Origin of the sequence: Shumkonia mesophila, assembly GCF_026163695.1 — a bacterium.
In the GTDB taxonomy this organism is placed as follows: domain Bacteria; phylum Pseudomonadota; class Alphaproteobacteria; order Rhodospirillales; family Shumkoniaceae; genus Shumkonia; species Shumkonia mesophila.
On sequence record NZ_JAOTID010000002.1, the window covers coordinates 491,195 to 506,454 of the forward strand.

General features: G+C 65.2%; 14 protein-coding genes. 10 read left to right on the forward strand and 4 right to left on the reverse strand.

Translation table 11 applies throughout. From position 1 onward, the window contains the following. Positions 1-25: 25 nt before the first annotated feature. The 5 genes from ODR01_RS05580 to ODR01_RS05600 are packed head-to-tail and all read left to right on the forward strand — an operon-like array spanning position 26 to position 5,775. Positions 26-1,969 (forward strand): TRAP transporter permease, encoded by a 1,944-nt coding sequence (locus tag ODR01_RS05580; protein ID WP_316976620.1) that lies wholly within the window; start codon positions 26-28, stop codon positions 1,967-1,969. Positions 1,970-1,993: 24 nt separating this feature from the next. Continuing rightward, positions 1,994-2,782, forward strand: coding sequence for an HpcH/HpaI aldolase family protein (locus ODR01_RS05585; RefSeq protein WP_316976621.1), 789 nt, complete (start codon positions 1,994-1,996; stop codon positions 2,780-2,782). Continuing rightward, positions 2,782-3,597, forward strand: coding sequence for a maleate cis-trans isomerase family protein (locus tag ODR01_RS05590; protein ID WP_316976622.1), 816 nt, complete (start codon positions 2,782-2,784; stop codon positions 3,595-3,597). The genes ODR01_RS05585 and ODR01_RS05590 overlap by 1 nt, the downstream gene beginning before the upstream one ends. Positions 3,598-3,600: 3 nt before the next feature. Next, complete coding sequence (locus tag ODR01_RS05595; protein WP_316976623.1) at positions 3,601-4,890, forward strand: hydantoinase/carbamoylase family amidase; 1,290 nt, start codon at positions 3,601-3,603, stop codon at positions 4,888-4,890. Between the two features lie 27 nt (positions 4,891-4,917). Continuing rightward, a complete protein-coding gene (locus ODR01_RS05600; protein WP_316976624.1) occupies positions 4,918-5,775 on the forward strand; it encodes a hypothetical protein in 858 nt (285 codons plus the stop codon). A gap of 21 nt (positions 5,776-5,796) precedes the next feature. On the opposite strand, the gene ODR01_RS05605 is transcribed toward ODR01_RS05600, so the two are convergent. The 3 genes from ODR01_RS05605 to ODR01_RS05615 all read right to left on the reverse strand — a co-directional run bounded on the left by ODR01_RS05605 (position 5,797) and on the right by ODR01_RS05615 (position 9,509). After that, entirely contained in the window at positions 5,797-7,047 is a 1,251-nt protein-coding gene (locus ODR01_RS05605) for a Zn-dependent hydrolase (RefSeq protein ID WP_316976625.1), read from the reverse strand. Next, positions 7,037-8,401 carry a dihydroorotase gene (locus ODR01_RS05610; RefSeq protein ID WP_316976626.1) on the reverse strand — a complete coding sequence of 455 codons (1,365 nt, stop codon included), beginning with the start codon at positions 8,399-8,401 and terminating at the stop codon, positions 7,037-7,039. The genes ODR01_RS05605 and ODR01_RS05610 overlap by 11 nt, the downstream gene beginning before the upstream one ends. A gap of 166 nt (positions 8,402-8,567) precedes the next feature. After that, entirely contained in the window at positions 8,568-9,509 is a 942-nt protein-coding gene (locus tag ODR01_RS05615; protein ID WP_316976627.1) for a LysR family transcriptional regulator, read from the reverse strand. A 460-nt stretch (positions 9,510-9,969) separates the two neighbouring features. Between ODR01_RS05615 and dctP the strand changes: the two genes are divergently transcribed. The 5 genes from dctP (at position 9,970) to ODR01_RS05640 (ending at position 14,595) form a co-directional block, all read left to right on the forward strand. Next, positions 9,970-11,043, forward strand: coding sequence for a TRAP transporter substrate-binding protein DctP (dctP, locus tag ODR01_RS05620; protein ID WP_316976628.1), 1,074 nt, complete (start codon positions 9,970-9,972; stop codon positions 11,041-11,043). Between the two features lie 109 nt (positions 11,044-11,152). Next, a complete protein-coding gene (locus ODR01_RS05625) occupies positions 11,153-11,635 on the forward strand; it encodes a TRAP transporter small permease subunit (RefSeq protein ID WP_316976629.1) in 483 nt (160 codons plus the stop codon). A gap of 51 nt (positions 11,636-11,686) precedes the next feature. Further along, positions 11,687-13,015: a TRAP transporter large permease gene (locus ODR01_RS05630; RefSeq protein ID WP_316976630.1), complete on the forward strand. Its 1,329-nt coding sequence runs from the start codon at positions 11,687-11,689 to the stop codon at positions 13,013-13,015. An 82-nt stretch (positions 13,016-13,097) separates the two neighbouring features. After that, positions 13,098-13,886: an SDR family oxidoreductase gene (locus ODR01_RS05635; RefSeq protein ID WP_316976631.1), complete on the forward strand. Its 789-nt coding sequence runs from the start codon at positions 13,098-13,100 to the stop codon at positions 13,884-13,886. Positions 13,887-13,920: 34 nt separating this feature from the next. After that, positions 13,921-14,595, forward strand: a complete 675-nt coding sequence (locus ODR01_RS05640; RefSeq protein ID WP_316976632.1) for an aspartate/glutamate racemase family protein — start codon at positions 13,921-13,923, stop codon at positions 14,593-14,595. Here the strand turns inward: ODR01_RS05640 and ODR01_RS05645 are convergent. Continuing rightward, positions 14,487-15,224, reverse strand: a complete 738-nt coding sequence (locus ODR01_RS05645; RefSeq protein WP_316976633.1) for a class I SAM-dependent methyltransferase — start codon at positions 15,222-15,224, stop codon at positions 14,487-14,489. The genes ODR01_RS05640 and ODR01_RS05645 overlap by 109 nt on opposite strands. Between the last annotated feature and the right edge of the window lie 36 nt (positions 15,225-15,260).

Here is a 15,260-nt window from a genome sequence, read left to right on the forward strand (position 1 = left end):
CGTCGGAATCCGGAAGAGAACAATCATGGACTCGTCATCAAAGACCCCCAAGGCCGAAGAGGCGGGTCTCCTGCGCTTCGAGGGATGCGGCCGCGGCGTGCGGGGCCATCACGCGTGGATCGCCGGCGGTCTTGCTGTTGCGACGGCGGTTTTCATCCTTCTGATCAACAGTTTCCTTCTGATGGACCTGATGCGGCGCAGTGCCGTCTTCATGGGCCTGGTTCTGGCGCTCACCTTTCTGCTTTTTCCTTATGGCAAAGGAGGGAAAACCAAGCAGCCGAACGCCCTCGATTACCTGTTGGCGGTGGCCAGCATGGCGTGCGGGCTCTATATTTTCGTGACGTACGACGCCTTCGTCGCCCGCAATCTTCAGATGACGACGGCCGATGTGGCGTTCGGTGTTACGGCCCTGTTCCTCGTCCTCGAAGGCGGTCGGCGGTGCCTGGGCATCTGGCTGCCGGCGCTGGCCCTGCTGTTCCTGCTTTACGCCATCTATGGCCAATGGCTTCCGGCGCCGCTCGGCCACTTCGGCGTGCGGCCGGAACGGCTGGTCATGCGGATGTATCTGGTCAGCGAAGGCATGTTCGGCAGCATCTTCCAGATCGCCCAGACCTATATCGGGCTGTTCGTGTTGTTCGGCGCCTTTCTGGTCGCCACCGGAACGACGGAAATCCTGACCCAGGTCGGCCTTTCGGTTTCCGGCCGTTTCGCCGGGGGCCCGGCCAAGGTCGCCGTCGTCGCCAGCGGCTTGACCGGCATGATCTCGGGCACCGCGGCGGCCAACGTGGCGACCACGGGAACCCTTACCATTCCGATGATGAAGAAGGCGGGCTTCCGGCCGGAATTTGCGGGCGCGGTGGAAGCCATTGCATCGACCGGCGGGCTGATCATGCCGCCGATCATGGGCGCCGCCGCATTCCTGATCGCGGAATTCGTCGGCATTCCGTACGCCGAGGTCATGATCGGCGCCATCATTCCGGCCCTCCTCTATTACGGGTCGCTGATGGCCGTCATCCATTGCCGCGCGGTCAAGCGCGGAATCCGGGGACTGGCGCGCGAGGAGATTCCGCCGTTCGCGGGCGTTCTGCGCGCCAACGGCCATCTTCTGATCCCGATCGTGCTTCTTGTCTATCTGTTGATGGACGGATACACGCCAACCTTCGCCGCGATGTATAGCATCGCGGCGACGGTTGCCCTCAGCTATCTGCGGAAATCGTCCCGACTGACCCCCCGTCGATTCCTGTTGGCCCTGATGCAGGGCGGTGCGGCGACGGTTTCGGTCAGCGTCGCCTGCCTGGTGGCCGGCATCATCGTTGGCGTCATTTCGATCACCGGCGTCGCCGAGGTCTTCACCAGCTACATCGAGCAGTGGTCGAATGGCAGCCTGGTCGTCGCGCTCTTCCTTACCGCCATCGCCGCCATGCTGCTGAGCTGCGCCCTTCCCGCCACCGCCGTCTATATCGTCGTCGCCGTTACCGTCGCGCCAGCCCTTATCCAGATGGGCGCCGCGCCCCTGGCCGCCCACTTCTTCGTCTTCTGGTTCGGGGTGCTGTCCAATATTACGCCACCGGTGGCCATTGCCTGCTTCACGGCGGCCGGCATCGCCGGGGCCAGCCCGGGGTCCATCGCGTGGAATGCCATGCGCATGGCCCTGCCCGCCTTTCTCATTGCCTTCGTACTGGTTCACTATCCCGACCTTCTGTTCGTCGACTGGTCGCTCTGGACCCTGGTTCGCACGCTGCTGTTTTCGATCGTCGGGATCGCCGCCTATATCGTGGGCACCGAGGGATATTTCTTCGGACCCGTCGGCCGGATCGAGCGGGTGCTGTTCCTCGGCGTCATGATCTTGTCCCTTGCCATGCCGGGCGTGCTGAGCAGTTGGATCGGGATCGGCGCCTTTTGCGTATTGACCGTCTTCGTCTATTGGAAATCCGCCCGCCGGGCCGCGGTCCGGCCGGACGTCGCTTGACATGAAAAACTCCGGGAGAAATCGATGATCAAAAGCAACCCCGTCAAAGCCCTGCTGAAAGCCGGCAAGCCGGCGTTCGGCACCTGGATCACGCTGTGCCCGCATCCCCGGGTGGTCAAGATCTTCGCGGCCGCCGGCTTCGATTTCGTGATCATCGAGATGGAGCATACCGACTTCAACATGCAGACGGTGGCCTCGCTCGTCATGCTGGCCCGCGAGGCCGGGCTGGTGCCGATCGTGCGCACGCCGGGGACCATCAAGCCGCACGACCTGACCCGTCCACTGGACGCCGGCGCCCAGGGCCTGCTGCTGCCCGCCATCGACACCCCCGAGCAGATCGACGCCATCATCCAGGCGACCAAGTACTACCCGCTCGGCAACCGGCCGATGAACCTGCGCGGCCCGCATACCGACTACACGGTCGCCAAGCCCGAGGCCATCATCGCCCACCTCAATTCCCAGACGCTCTCCGTCGTCATGATCGAAAGCCAGATCGGCATCGACAACCTGGATGCCATCTGCAAGGTTGAGGGCGTCGACGCCGTCATGGTCGGCCCCGACGACCTGTCGCAGGACCTGGGCGTGCCAGGCCAATTGACCCATCCCAAGGTGGCCGAGGCGGTAGATCGCATCTTCGCCACCTGCAAGGCCAACGGCGTCGCCTACGGCATGAGCTGTCATAACGCCGAGATGGCGGAAAAGCTGGTGGCCCGGGGCTGCACGTGGCTGCCCTACTCCAACGATGCCGCCATGGTGTTCAATGCCGCCACCGGCATCGTGCCGCAACTGATGAAGATCGGAGGGCGCGCCTGATGGCCCCAAGGAAGAAGACCGCCAAGTCGCAACCGCTGGGCATTTCGCCCGAACAGGTCGCCGGCACCACCATGAAGGCGGTGCAGATGTACAGCCCCTACGGCTATCGTGCCAAGATCGGCTTGATCGTGCCTTCCACCAACACGGTGAACGAGCCGGAATTCTACTACATGGCGCCGCGCGGGGTGTCGATCCACACGGCGCGCATCAAGCTGCTTGGCAAGGCGACCACCGAATCCTACCTGGCGATGGGCGCCGAGACCGAGCGCGCGGCCAGCGAGCTGGGCACCGCCGAGGTCGACGTCATTGCCTGGGGCTGCACCTCGGGCTCGGTGATCATCCCGCGCCAAAAGCTGGAGGCCAGCATCGTCAAGGCGGCCGGCGTTCCCGCCGTCACCACCTTCGGCTCGGTCCTGGCCGCGCTCAAGGCATTCGGGGCCAAGCGGATTTCGCTGGGCACGCCCTACGTCGACTTCGTCAACGAAGAGGAAGTGCGATTGCTGGAGGAGTCCGGGTTCAAGGTGTCGGCATGGTACGGCCTGCGCCTCGGCGAGACGCAGGAGGAGCGCCGCGGCATCGGCCGCGTGCCCCCCGAATCCCTGTTCCGGCTGGCCCATCACATCGACCGCCCGGATGCCGAGGTCATCTTCCTGAGCTGCACCAACTTGGCCACCATCGAGATGATCGATGAGCTGGAAGCCGCCCTCGGCAAGCCGGTGATCACCAGCAACCAAGCGACCTTCTGGCACGCGCTGCGTACCGCCGGCCTGAATGACCGCCTGGAAGGTTTCGGCCGCCTGCTCAGGGAGTTCTAGGCCATGCGGGCGTGGCGCAAGGAAGAGTTGGTCCCCGGCGAGGCGCTGGCCCGCCGGCTGTTCGACACCCTGGCCCGCGAGACCGCCGATCCGCCGGGCGTCACCCGGGTCGGCTTCGGCGAGGGCGAGCGCTTTGCCCACGAGCAGCTGGTCAAGGAGGCTGCGGCGCTGGGTTTCGAGGCGGCGCACGACGCCGCCGGCAACCTGTTCCTCACCCAACCCGGCCAGGATCGGTCGGGGACCATCTACATCGGCTCGCACGTCGATACCGTGCCGCACGGCGGCAACTACGACGGGGCGGCCGGCGTCATCGCCGGCCTTGCCGCCCAGGCCATTTTCCAGGCGGCCGGCGTCAAGCCGCCTTTCGACATCACCGTGTTGGCACTGCGGGCCGAGGAAAGCTGCTGGTTCCCGCACAGCTATATCGGCAGCAAGACGGCGCTGGGCATCTTCGACGGCAAACTGCTCGACGTGCTCAAGCGCAGCGATACCGGCCGGACGCTGGCCGACCACATGCACGAGGGCGGCTTCGATCCCGAGGCGGTGCGCCGCGGCGAATCGCTAATCGAGCGCAAGCGGGCCGTCGCTTACATCGAGCCGCACATCGAGCAGGCGCCGGTGCTGGAGATCGAGAAGCTGCCGGTCGGCATCGTCACCGGTATCCGCGGCAGCTTCCGCTATCGCACCGCCAAGTGCATCGGCGCCTATGCCCATTCCGGCGCCATGCCCCGCGAGTACCGCAAGGACGCGGCGGCGGCGACCGGCGAGCTGATCCTGCGCATGGACGAGTTGTGGGCCGATCTGCTGACGGCGGGTCGTGATCTCACGGTCACCTTCGGTGAGGTCATGACCAACCCGCTGCAGCATGGTTTTTCCAAGGTGGCCGGCGAGACCCACATCTGCCTCGACGTGCGCAGCCAGGACAAACAAACGCTCGAAACCGTGCGCGGAAGGCTGCACGCCATTGCCGACGATATCACAGCGCGCCGCCAAGTCCGCTTCGAGTGGGGCGAACTGACCGGCAGCACGCCGGCCGTGATGTCACGGCCGCTTCAGGACATGATGGCGGCGGCGGCCAACCAGGCCGGCGTTCCATTCAAGGTCATGGCGAGCGGCGCCGGCCACGACGCCGCCACCTTCGCGCTCGAAGGCATTCCCACGGCGATGATCTTCATCCGCAACCAGAACGGCAGCCACAATCCGGACGAGGCCATGGACATGGCCGACTTCGACCAGGCGCTCTCCGTGCTGGTGCACATGCTCTCGATGCCCGCCTCGACCTGGCGCGGCTGAGGCGCTCGCGCGAAAACCGGAGGACCCATGAAAGCCGTCGTCACCCTGTCGCCCGAGGAATCGAAGCGCCTGATCGCCAAGGCCATGGCCGCCATGCCGGAGGTTCGCCACGCGCTCGAGCATGGCATCATCGGCCTGGCCCGCTGCACCACCAACGCCTTCGTCGCCGAGGAGCTGATCGGCCGGCCGCTGGCCGATCGCGGCGCCTATTGCAGCGGTTTCTTCACGGCGCGCGGCGCCTGCGCGCTCCAGGGCCGCTTCCAGGAAAAGCTGCTGGTCCTCGATCACGGCGAGGAGCGTTGGCTTACCTACGAGCAGGGCAACGTCGCCCAGTTCATCGAGCGCATGGACAAGGACGACATCATCGTCAAGAGCGGCAACGTCATCGACCCCGAGGGCCGGGTCGGCTGCCTGGTCGCCAGCCCCACCGGCGGCGAGATCGGCGCCTATCTGCCGCCGATCCTGGTCAAGGGCATCCGCTTCCTGGTACCGATGACGCTGAACAAGACGGTGGCGGTGCCGCTGGAGCGCATGATCGACGCGCTCGGCATGTCGAAGATCGATCCCCAGCGCTGTCACGGCCTGCGCTGCGGCATGATGCCGATGCCGGGAACCGTGATCACCGAGGTCGAGGCCATCCGCCAGTTGACCGGCGCCGAGGCGACGCCGGTGGCGACGGGGGGCATCGGCTCGGGGGCAGGCGCCATCATGCTGGTGGTGGATGGCGCCGACGCGGCGGTCGACGCCGCCTGGCGGCTGGTCTCGGCCATCCGCGAAAAGGGCGAACCGCCGCTGGCCGACCCCAACATCGCCTGCGCCGACTGCTACATCGCCGCCCAGCCCGGCCTCGGCAACCGCTGCTCGCCGATCGCCCGCAGCGCCTGAGGGCGCCAGGGACGGCGGCGTTCAGTCGAGACGGGAATCGAGGGCTAGAACGGTTTCCAGCAGAACGGCGGCCCCGGCCGCCAGGTCCTTGGGTTCCACCCACTCCTCCGGGCAATGGCTGCGGCCGCCGCGGCAGGGGATGAAGATCATGCCCATCGGCCCGGCGTTGGCCACGTGCATGGCGTCGTGCCCGGCGCCGCTGGCCATGTCGATGCAGGCAACCCCGGTTGTCGCGCAGGCGTCGCGGATGGCGTCGCGCACGATATCCGAACAGACGGCCGGGGCGGCGTCGCTGAGGCGCTCGAAGGCGATCCGCACGCCGGTCTTGGCGGCCACCTCATCGGCAAAGCGTTTCAGGGAGGCGACGAAGGATTGGCGGGCGGCGTCGGAGCCGCTGCGGAATTCGACGGTCAGGCGCACCCGCCCCGGCACCACGTTGGCGGCGTTGGGTTCCACCGCCAGTTGGCCGACAGTGCCGACGAAGAAACCCGTCGAGTGGTTCAGGGCCCACGCCTCCTCCTCCGCCTTGAGAACCAGCCGGGCGGCGGCGGTGAGCGCGTCCTGACGCATGTCCATCGGCGTGTTGCCGGCGTGATCGGCGCGCCCCTCGACGGTGACGGCATAGCGGGTGATGCCGACGATGCCGGTGACGACACCGACGGCGATACCGCCGTTTTCCAGAACCGGTCCCTGCTCGATGTGCAGTTCCACGTAGGCGGCGACGCTGCCGGCCGCGCGCACCGCGTCCTCCAGCCGGTCGGGATCGCCACCCATCCGGCGAATGCCGTCGGCCAAGGTCTCGCCCTCGGAGTTGGTCAGGGTCAGTCCGTCACGGCCCAGGCGGCCGCCCAGGATGCGGCTGCCGACGCACGACATGCCGTATGTGCTGGGCTCCTCGGCAAGGAAGTCGACGACTTCCAGGGGGTGGCGCAGGGCGTGGCCGGCATCGGTCAGGCAGTGGGCGGCTTCCAGCGCCGTCAGAACGCCGGCGATGCCGTCGAAACGTCCGCCATTGGGCACGGTGTCGGAATGCGATCCCATCATCAGCGGGCGCAAGCCGGCCTCCCGTCCCGCCCGTCGGCCGATCAGGTTGGCCGCGGTATCGAGGCCGACCGCCAGACCGGCCTCCTCGAACCAGTTTCGCAACTGGGCCCGGCCGTCGGCATGCAGCGCCGAGAACGAGCGGCGGGTGAACGGAATGGCCGGATCGGTGATGCCGGCCAGCGCCTCCAGCCGTTGCCAGAGGCGCTCGGCGTTGATCCTAGGCGGCATCGGCTCCCCGTAGCGGCCGGAGGAACTTGCCGTAACCCGGCTCCGACAGCACGGCCTTGCCGTCCCACACCTTGCGGCCGCGCAGATAGGTGGCGGCGACGCGGCAGGTGAACTCCTTGCCGTCGAACGGGCTCCAGTCGACGATGGTCACCGTGTTCCTGGCGTCGAACTTGAAGCGTCCGGGCTCGACGATGGCGAAGTCGGCGTCCGATCCCTCGCGCAGCACACCCTTCTTCGGATAGAGCAGGAAGTACTTGGCTGGCCCCTCGGCGATCAACTTGGCCACCGTTGTGACCGGCAGGCCGTGCTGCTCGCAGCCGGTGAAGAGGGCCGGGATCAGGGTTTCCAGCCCGGGAGCGCCGGAGGCGTTCTTGAAGATGTTGGGGTTGCTCTTGACCTCGACCGGCCACGGCGAATGGTCGGTCGACACGAAGTCGATGTGACCGGCCGCGACGTGGCCCCACATAGCCTCGACCATCTCGCGCGAGCGGATCGGCGGATTGATCTTGCCGAAGGCCCCGACCCGCTTCACGTCATCCTCGTCCAGCATCAGGTAGTGGACGCAGACCTCGACGGTCGCTTTGACACCGCGCTTCTTGTAGGACTCTGTGATCTCGATGCCGCGCGGGATCGAGCAGTGCACCACATGGACGCGCGAGCCCGCCTCGGCGCCGAGTTCGTAGATCTCGGCCATGGCAAGCGCCTCGGCGATGGGCGGACGGCTCATGCCGTGCGCCTCGGGGCCGGTTTTGCCCTCGGCCTGCAACTTCTGGATCAGGAAATCGACCATTTCCTGGTTCTCGTTGTGCACGCCGCCGCCGATGCCGGTCGGCGCCAGCGCCTGGAAGGCGGCCAGCATGTCGATCGGCTTGATGCGTGGAAAGCGGTTCGGATCGGATTCGTAGGTCGAGAACTTGAAGGCGCAGGCCCCGGCCTCGATCATGCCCGGGATGTCCTTCACGCCGTTCTCCTTGCGGATGGTGCCGAACAGGCCGACGTCGACCATCGCCTCCTTTTCGACGACCGCGACCTTGGCGCGAAAACTCTCGGCATCGACCACCGGTCCGGCCCCGTCATAGGGCATGTCGATGATGGTGGTGACGCCGCCGGCGGCGGCGGCCCGGGTCGAGCGTAGGATGCCTTCCGGCGGCTTCTGGCTGCCGGCGTGGACCTGCCCGTCGATGGCGCCCGGCAGCACGAACTTGCCCGACGCGTCGACGGTTTCCTTCGCATTGGGCGGCGTGCCGGTCCCGATCTTGGCGATGCGCCCATTGCTGACGGCCAGATAGCCATCGTCGATCACGCGATCCGGAAGAACAAGCTTTCCCTTAACGACCAAATCGAAACCGGCCATCTTCCACCCCTCGCCTTTCCTTGCGATTGCCAACCGAGATGCGCCGCGATGCCGTTCCGGACCGTGTGATTCCGGGGGCGATAGCGGCATCGGACCTGCGGAATGTTAGCCGGTCGTTACCGCACATTCCTATATAAATTCGCCGGCTATAAATAATCTAAGGTTATTACCCCAGGACGATAGCCGCTTCCTTTGTCGGTCGGGGCTTGTCGGGAGCCAGGGTGGACAGGTCGAGAAAGGCGTTCTCGATTTCGTGGATCATCGCCTTGGCCAGGCTGGGCAGCGGCCGCAGGCGGGAAAACAGCACGTAGACGGTCAGCGGGATGGTGGGCACGAAAGGCCGGATGACGACGCGCTCGCTGGCGTGCGAACGCGCGTAGTATTCGTCGATCAGGGCGACGCCGAGCCCGGTTTCGACCAGCGAATAGGCCATGTTGCTGTAGCGGGTCTCGACCACCCAGGAGAAGTCCTCACCGGCCGAGGTGAAGGCATTGGCGATGATGTTGCCGAGCGGCGTGCCGCGTTCCATGGTGATGAAGGAATGCCGGCGGATGTCCGCGGCGCGCACGGTTTCGCAAGCGGTCAGCGGATGATCGGCCGGCATGATGCAGACCATGCATCCCAGATGCATCGGCTTGGCTTCGACCGACGGGTAACCGGAAAAGGCGAGCGTCATGCCGAAGTCGGCGAGGTTGTGATCGACCCGGTTGATCACCCCTTCCATCCGCTCCAGGTCCAGCGAAACGCTGACATTGGGGCGATCCGCCAGAAACGACCGCATGGCGCTGAGAAGGACCGATTGGGCGAGACTCGGCACCGACACGATCTTGATCGAACCGACCCGGGATTCGCGGAGATCCTGGACCTTCTGGGTGACGGAGCGGAACATGACGAAGATCGACTCGACGTCGTGGTTGAGGATGCCCGCCTCCTCCGTCGGCCACAAACGCCCCTTATAGCGGTTGAACAGCTTGATGCCCGACTGCGCCTCCATGTGCCGGATCATGTTGCTGACGGCGGGCTGGGAGATGCCGAGGATGTGGGCGGCACCGCTGGTCGTGCCGGTCTGCATGACGGCGCGGAAGATTTCGAGCTGACGTAGATTCATGCCCCGCACTCTATATGTTTTGATTATAGTCCTCCACCCCCCATTTTATAAGACATCGTTCGGCCGGACCTTTTATGATGGCTCCAGCAACGCCGCATGATGCGCACGCATCCCAAGCGATCCGGGGGGAGGACCGGATTTCGGGGGATCGGAGGGGTGTGCGTCACAAGAATCCGGAGCGTCCGCATGGAGGCGACAACACCCGCTGGCAGTCCAATCGCGACGATGGACCGGCTGGTTTCGTCGGGCGATCGCGCCAGCGATCCCGACCACCGTCGCCCCACCGTTCATGCCATCCATGCTTTGCGCGATCCCGCCCTTGCTGCGGCGGTCCTTGCCGTCCGGTGGCGACGGCACGCAGGCCTCTCATCCGCCGACCTGACCGGTTCGCCACGAGGCGACACTTTGGGCGGCGGTACGTCGATTTCGGGGAAGGAACAACCAAGCGGAGGTAAGACCCATGCCTAGCTTCAAGACCTGCATGAAACTTTCACGCCGGACCATGGTCCTGGCAACGGGCGCTGCGGCCCTGTTCGCCTGGAACGTGGGCGGCGCCAGTGCCGCGGACATCACGCTCAAGTATTCCGACCACGATCCGCTCGGCGGCATGCGGACCAATTTCGTCAAGAACGTGTGGCTGGCCGAAATCGAGAAACAGAGCGGCGGCAAGGTGAAGATCCAGGACTTCTGGGGCGGCGCCCTGATGAGTTCGAAGGAGGCCATGAAAGGCGTCGGTGGTGGCGTCTCCGACATGGGCTTCATTTTCCCCGGGCACTATCCGGGGGAACTGCCGGGGCATTCCATCTTCAACCTGTTCCCGCGCGGTCCGAACAAGTTCGCCGACATGATCTGGCTCTATCGCAAGGCCTACGAGGAAGTTCCGGAAATCAAGGCGGAACTGACCAAGGTCGGCGTCATGCCGATGATGATCACGGCCGGCCTGCCGGGCGCCTTCGTCGCCACCAAGCCGCTCAAGACCCTGGCCGACATCAAGGGCGACAAGTGGCGCGCCGGCGGCAAGTGGCAGTTGCGCTTCCTCGAGAACGCCGGGGCCGTCCCGGTCTCCGTGCCGTGGGACGACGTGTACATGGCGTTGCAGACCGGCACCATCGTCGGCTGCTTCACCAACTATGACGGCCTGAACCTCATGAAGTTCGACGAGGTGGGCAAAAACGTCATGATCTCCAAGCAACTGTGGTACGCCACGCCGTTCGTCCACCTGATGAACATCAAAAAGTTCGAAAGTCTTCCCAAGGATGTGCAGCAGACCATCCTGAAGGCCTCCGAGGTTGCCGAGCAGAAGTTCGCCGCCGTCTATGATGCCGCCTTCGACGCTATCAAGGCGAAGGAGTTGGCTGCCGGCTACAAGGTGACCGAAATGTCGACGGACGACGTCGTCCGTTGGGAGAACGCCGAAAAGCTGGCGAAGCTCCAGGCCGACTGGGTTGCCGAGTCGGAAAAGGCCGGCATGAAGAACGCTGCCCAGGCGATGGAGAAAGTCCGCGCCTTGCATCAGCAGGCGATGAACCGCTAGACGCAACCATGGAAACAGCCATCCCCTGCCGCGGGGCGGTTCATCCGCGGCAGGGGAATGGCATCGGATTGCAGGCATGACGAAATTTGTTCATTGGGCCAACCGCCACTTGGCCGGCTTCACCGGCTGGCTGATGGTGGTGATGATGCTGTTGCTGATCGCCGACGTCGTTTCGCGCGGCGTAGGCAAGCCTCTTCAGGGCATGGCGGAGATGTCGGTCTTCGTGATGATGATCGTCGTCTACCTCGGCTTCGCGCGCTGCGAAGAGAAAGGGGAGCATGTGTCCCTGGAATTTGCCCTCAACGCGATGCCGCTCCGGGCGCGACTCTTGATGATGGCGGCAAGCCAACTGATCGCGGTCATCACGATCGGTCTGTTGTTCTATGCCGTCGTCACCGATGCGTGGTCATCGTTCCTGACCGGGACCGCAATCGAAGGCACTTTCGAAATCCCGCTGTGGCCGACCAAGTTCATCATGGTCATCGGCATGGTTTTCTTCGTGCTCCAGGGAATCGTCAATATGGGCAATGCGATCCGTCGTTTCAGGCAAAACGATGCCTCGCCGCAGGCCCATGGCGCCGACTTCATGTAAGGGCATGCCCGCGATTTTCCTTAACGAGATTTCTTGCTGAGATACTAAAAGATGGATTTTTTGACGGGTGGCGTTCTGTGTATCGGCCTGCTGTTGATCCTGATGGCGATCGGGGTGCAGATCGGCCTGACCTTCCTTTTGGGCGGCATCATCGTCAGTGTCATTCTTCTGGGCTTTGACAGTTCGATCACGCTGTTGGGCCAAGCGTCCTATCACTCGATCGCCTCGCCGACCTGGGCTTCCATTCCGCTCTTCATCCTGATGGGCGCTTTCGCCTCCAACGGCGGCCTCGCCCGGTGCGCCTATGACGGGGTCTATGCGCTGAGCCGGCGCCTGCCCGGCTCGCTGCTGATTGCCACCAGCCTCAGTTGCGGCGTGTTCGGCGCCGTTTCCGGCTCGTCCATTGCCACCACCGCCATCTTCGGGAAGATGGCGCTGCCCGAAATGAACCGGCTCGGCTACGACAAGCGGCTCTCTGCGGGCTGCATCGCCTCGGCCGGCACCTTCGCCTCGATGATTCCGCCCAGCATGATGATGATCATCTATGCGCTGTTCACTCAGCAGTCGATCGGCAAGCTGTTCGCCGCCGGCGTCGTTCCCGGAATCTTGACCGCCGGCGCCTACGCCATCCTCATCATCGTCATGGTCAAGCGCAGGCCCCATTTGGCACCCAACCGCAAGGCCGAGGAAGAGGGGGCCATTGCGATCAGCCGCACGCGGGAAGCTCTGCGGCTGTGGCCGGTGGCCGTCATCGCCACCCTGGTGCTGGGGGGCATGTATTCCGGCTGGTTCACGCCGACCGAGGCGGCGGCCGTCGGCGCCGTCTGCACCCTGGGATACGGCTGGCTATCCCGGAACTTCACCAGCCTGGGCCAAGTCACCGGCTCCATGCGCGAATCGGCCAGCGTCACCGCCATGCTGTTCCTGATCAACATCGGCGCCCTCTTCTACAGCCGGGTTCTGGCGGTCACGCGGCTGCCCACGGAACTGACGATGATGCTGCAGACTCTGGATGTCCCGCCCATCGTCATTCTGCTGGGCGTGCTGGCCATCATGTTCTTCCTGGGCATGATCATGGTGCCGGTCGGCATCTATGCATTGACGCTGCCGATCGTCTTCCCGCTGCTGGTCAGCCTCGGCTATGACCCTGTCTGGTTCGGCGTCCTGGCGCTGAAGATGACCGAGATCGGTTCCATCACCCCGCCGGTGGGATTGAACGTGTTTGCCATGAAGGGGGTCATACCGCCGGAGATGAAGATCTCGGTGGAAGATATTTACCGGGGCTGTTTCCCGTTTATCCTGGTGGAAGTTTGCGTGTTGATCGTGCTGATCGCGTTCCCTCAGATTTCCCTCTGGCTGCCGAACCTTCTGCTCGGCTAGGCGGGCGTTTCCGCGAAGTTTTGCACTGACAATCCGGCGTACCCGAGGCGGCCGGGCCGAGAACCGACGAAAGAGATCGACGATGGATCTGGAACTGAGTGGTAAACGCGCGGTAGTGACGGCATCGAGCCGTGGGCTTGGCCTGGGCATCGCCGGGGCACTGGCCCGCGAGGGGGCGGACGTCCTCCTCACTGGACGGTCCGGAGATCGCCTGGCGAAGGCGGCGGCGGAAATTACCGCACGCGGAAACGGCCGGGCGCATTTTGTCGTCGCCGACCTTGCGCAAGCGGATGCGGCCCGGACGATCCATGCCGCCGCCACGACGGCCCTGGGTGGCATCGACATCGTGGTCAACAACACGGGCGGGCCGCCGCTGGCGGCCATGGCCGAGACACCCCTGACCGTTCTGCGCGACCAGTTCGATGCCATGGTCATGCGGGTCGTCGAGCTAAGTTGCCTCGCCCTGCCGGCCATGCGCCAGGCCGGATGGGGGCGGATTTTGACCGTCGCCTCCTCGGGCGTGGTGCAGCCGATTCCGAACCTCGGTCTATCCAACACACTGCGTTCCGCTCTCGTCGGCTGGAGCAAAACCCTTTCGAGCGAGGTCGGCCGCGACGGCGTGACCGTCAACGTCCTGTTGCCGGGCCGCATCCACACCGAACGGGTCGACGAGATCGACGCGGCGGCGTCCAAGCGCCAGGGCAAGCCGGTGGCCGAAATCGCCGCCGCCTCGCACGCGACGATCCCGCTCGGCCGATACGGAACGGTCGAGGAGTTCGCCGCCGTCGCCGCCTTCCTGGTCAGCGGACCGGCGAGCTATGTGACGGGCAGCCTGATCCGCTGCGACGGCGGCATGATCCGCTCGGTATGAGCGGCAGCGAACAAAGACCTGAGGAGGAACGATCATGAAGAGCGAACGGGGCCGGGTTGTCGTTATCAACCCCAATTCCAACAAGGCGGTGACCGAGCTGTTCTCGGCCGAGCTGGAGCCCCTGCGCTTTGCCGACGGTCCGGAAATCGTGTGCGAAACCCTTGCCGAGGGGCCGCTCGGGATCGAGTCGGAACTCCATGTCGCGATGGTCGCCCCGCCGTTGCGCAAGCTGATCCTCGAGCGAGACGACGCCGACGCCTTCGTCATCGCCTGCTATTCCGATCCCGGGCTTTACGTCTGCCGCGAGGCGACACCGAAACCCGTCTTCGGCATCCAGTCCTGCGGTATCTCGCTGGCCCTGAGCCTGGGGGAGCGCTACGGCGTTTTGGCGCTGAAGACGGCGTCCATCAAACGGCATCTCCGCTATTTGTGCCAGTTGGGTCTGGTTGAACGGTTGGCCGGCGAGCGGCCGCTCGACCTGTCGGTCGCCGAGAGCGCCGAGGGAGAACATACTTTCGGGCGTCTGGTCGAGGTGGGAACCGCTTTGCGTGACCGGGACGGTGCCGACGTTCTGCTTCTCGGCTGCGCGGGTCTGTCCCGTCACCGCCGGCCCCTGGAAGAGGCGCTGGGGATTCCAGTGGTCGATCCGGTGCAGGCGGCGGTGGCGATGGCGGTATCGACCGTCCGTTTCCGCCGCGCCGTGCGCTGACCGGCCGCGCCGTCGGTTCTCGGGCGGCGTTCAAAGGCAAACACCCGCGCGGGCGGCAGGTTGCCCCAGACGATCTCGTTGGCGCGCACCGCGAAGCCGTGGGTGGCCAGCCGGCCGCAGTCGCGCAGATCATAGGTGTATTGGACCGCCACGCCGTCCGTTGCCAGCAGGTGGCGCCACTGGCCGACGATGGCCGTCACGTCGTCGGCCGGCAGGCTGCGTAGCGGCAGGCTGGAAACGATGGCGTCGATCGGGCCGGCGTGCTCCAGCAGATCGGCCAGTTCGGTGGCGCTGCCGAGGATCACCGCAAGGTCGGGAAAGCGGGCCCGCAAATGGCGCACGAAGGCCGGCGAGCGTTCGATCACCGCCAGCCGTTCGGGGGCAATTCCCCGGTCGAGCAGGGCTTGCGTCACCACCCCGGTACCGGCTCCCAGTTCGACGACCAGCCCTTCTCCGTCTGGTGAAACGTGGGAAGCCATGCGTTGCGCCAGACGGGCGGAACTCGGGCAGACGGCTCCCACCGATGCCGGCCCGCGGAAAAGCTCGTGTGCGAACAACCAGGGTTTGACGCGCCGCCGGATGGCGATGCTGACACGGCGGGTCGATGTGCGGACGAGGGCTTCGATCACGGTGACGCTCCTGCAAAATGGGCTTGAAGGTCCGGC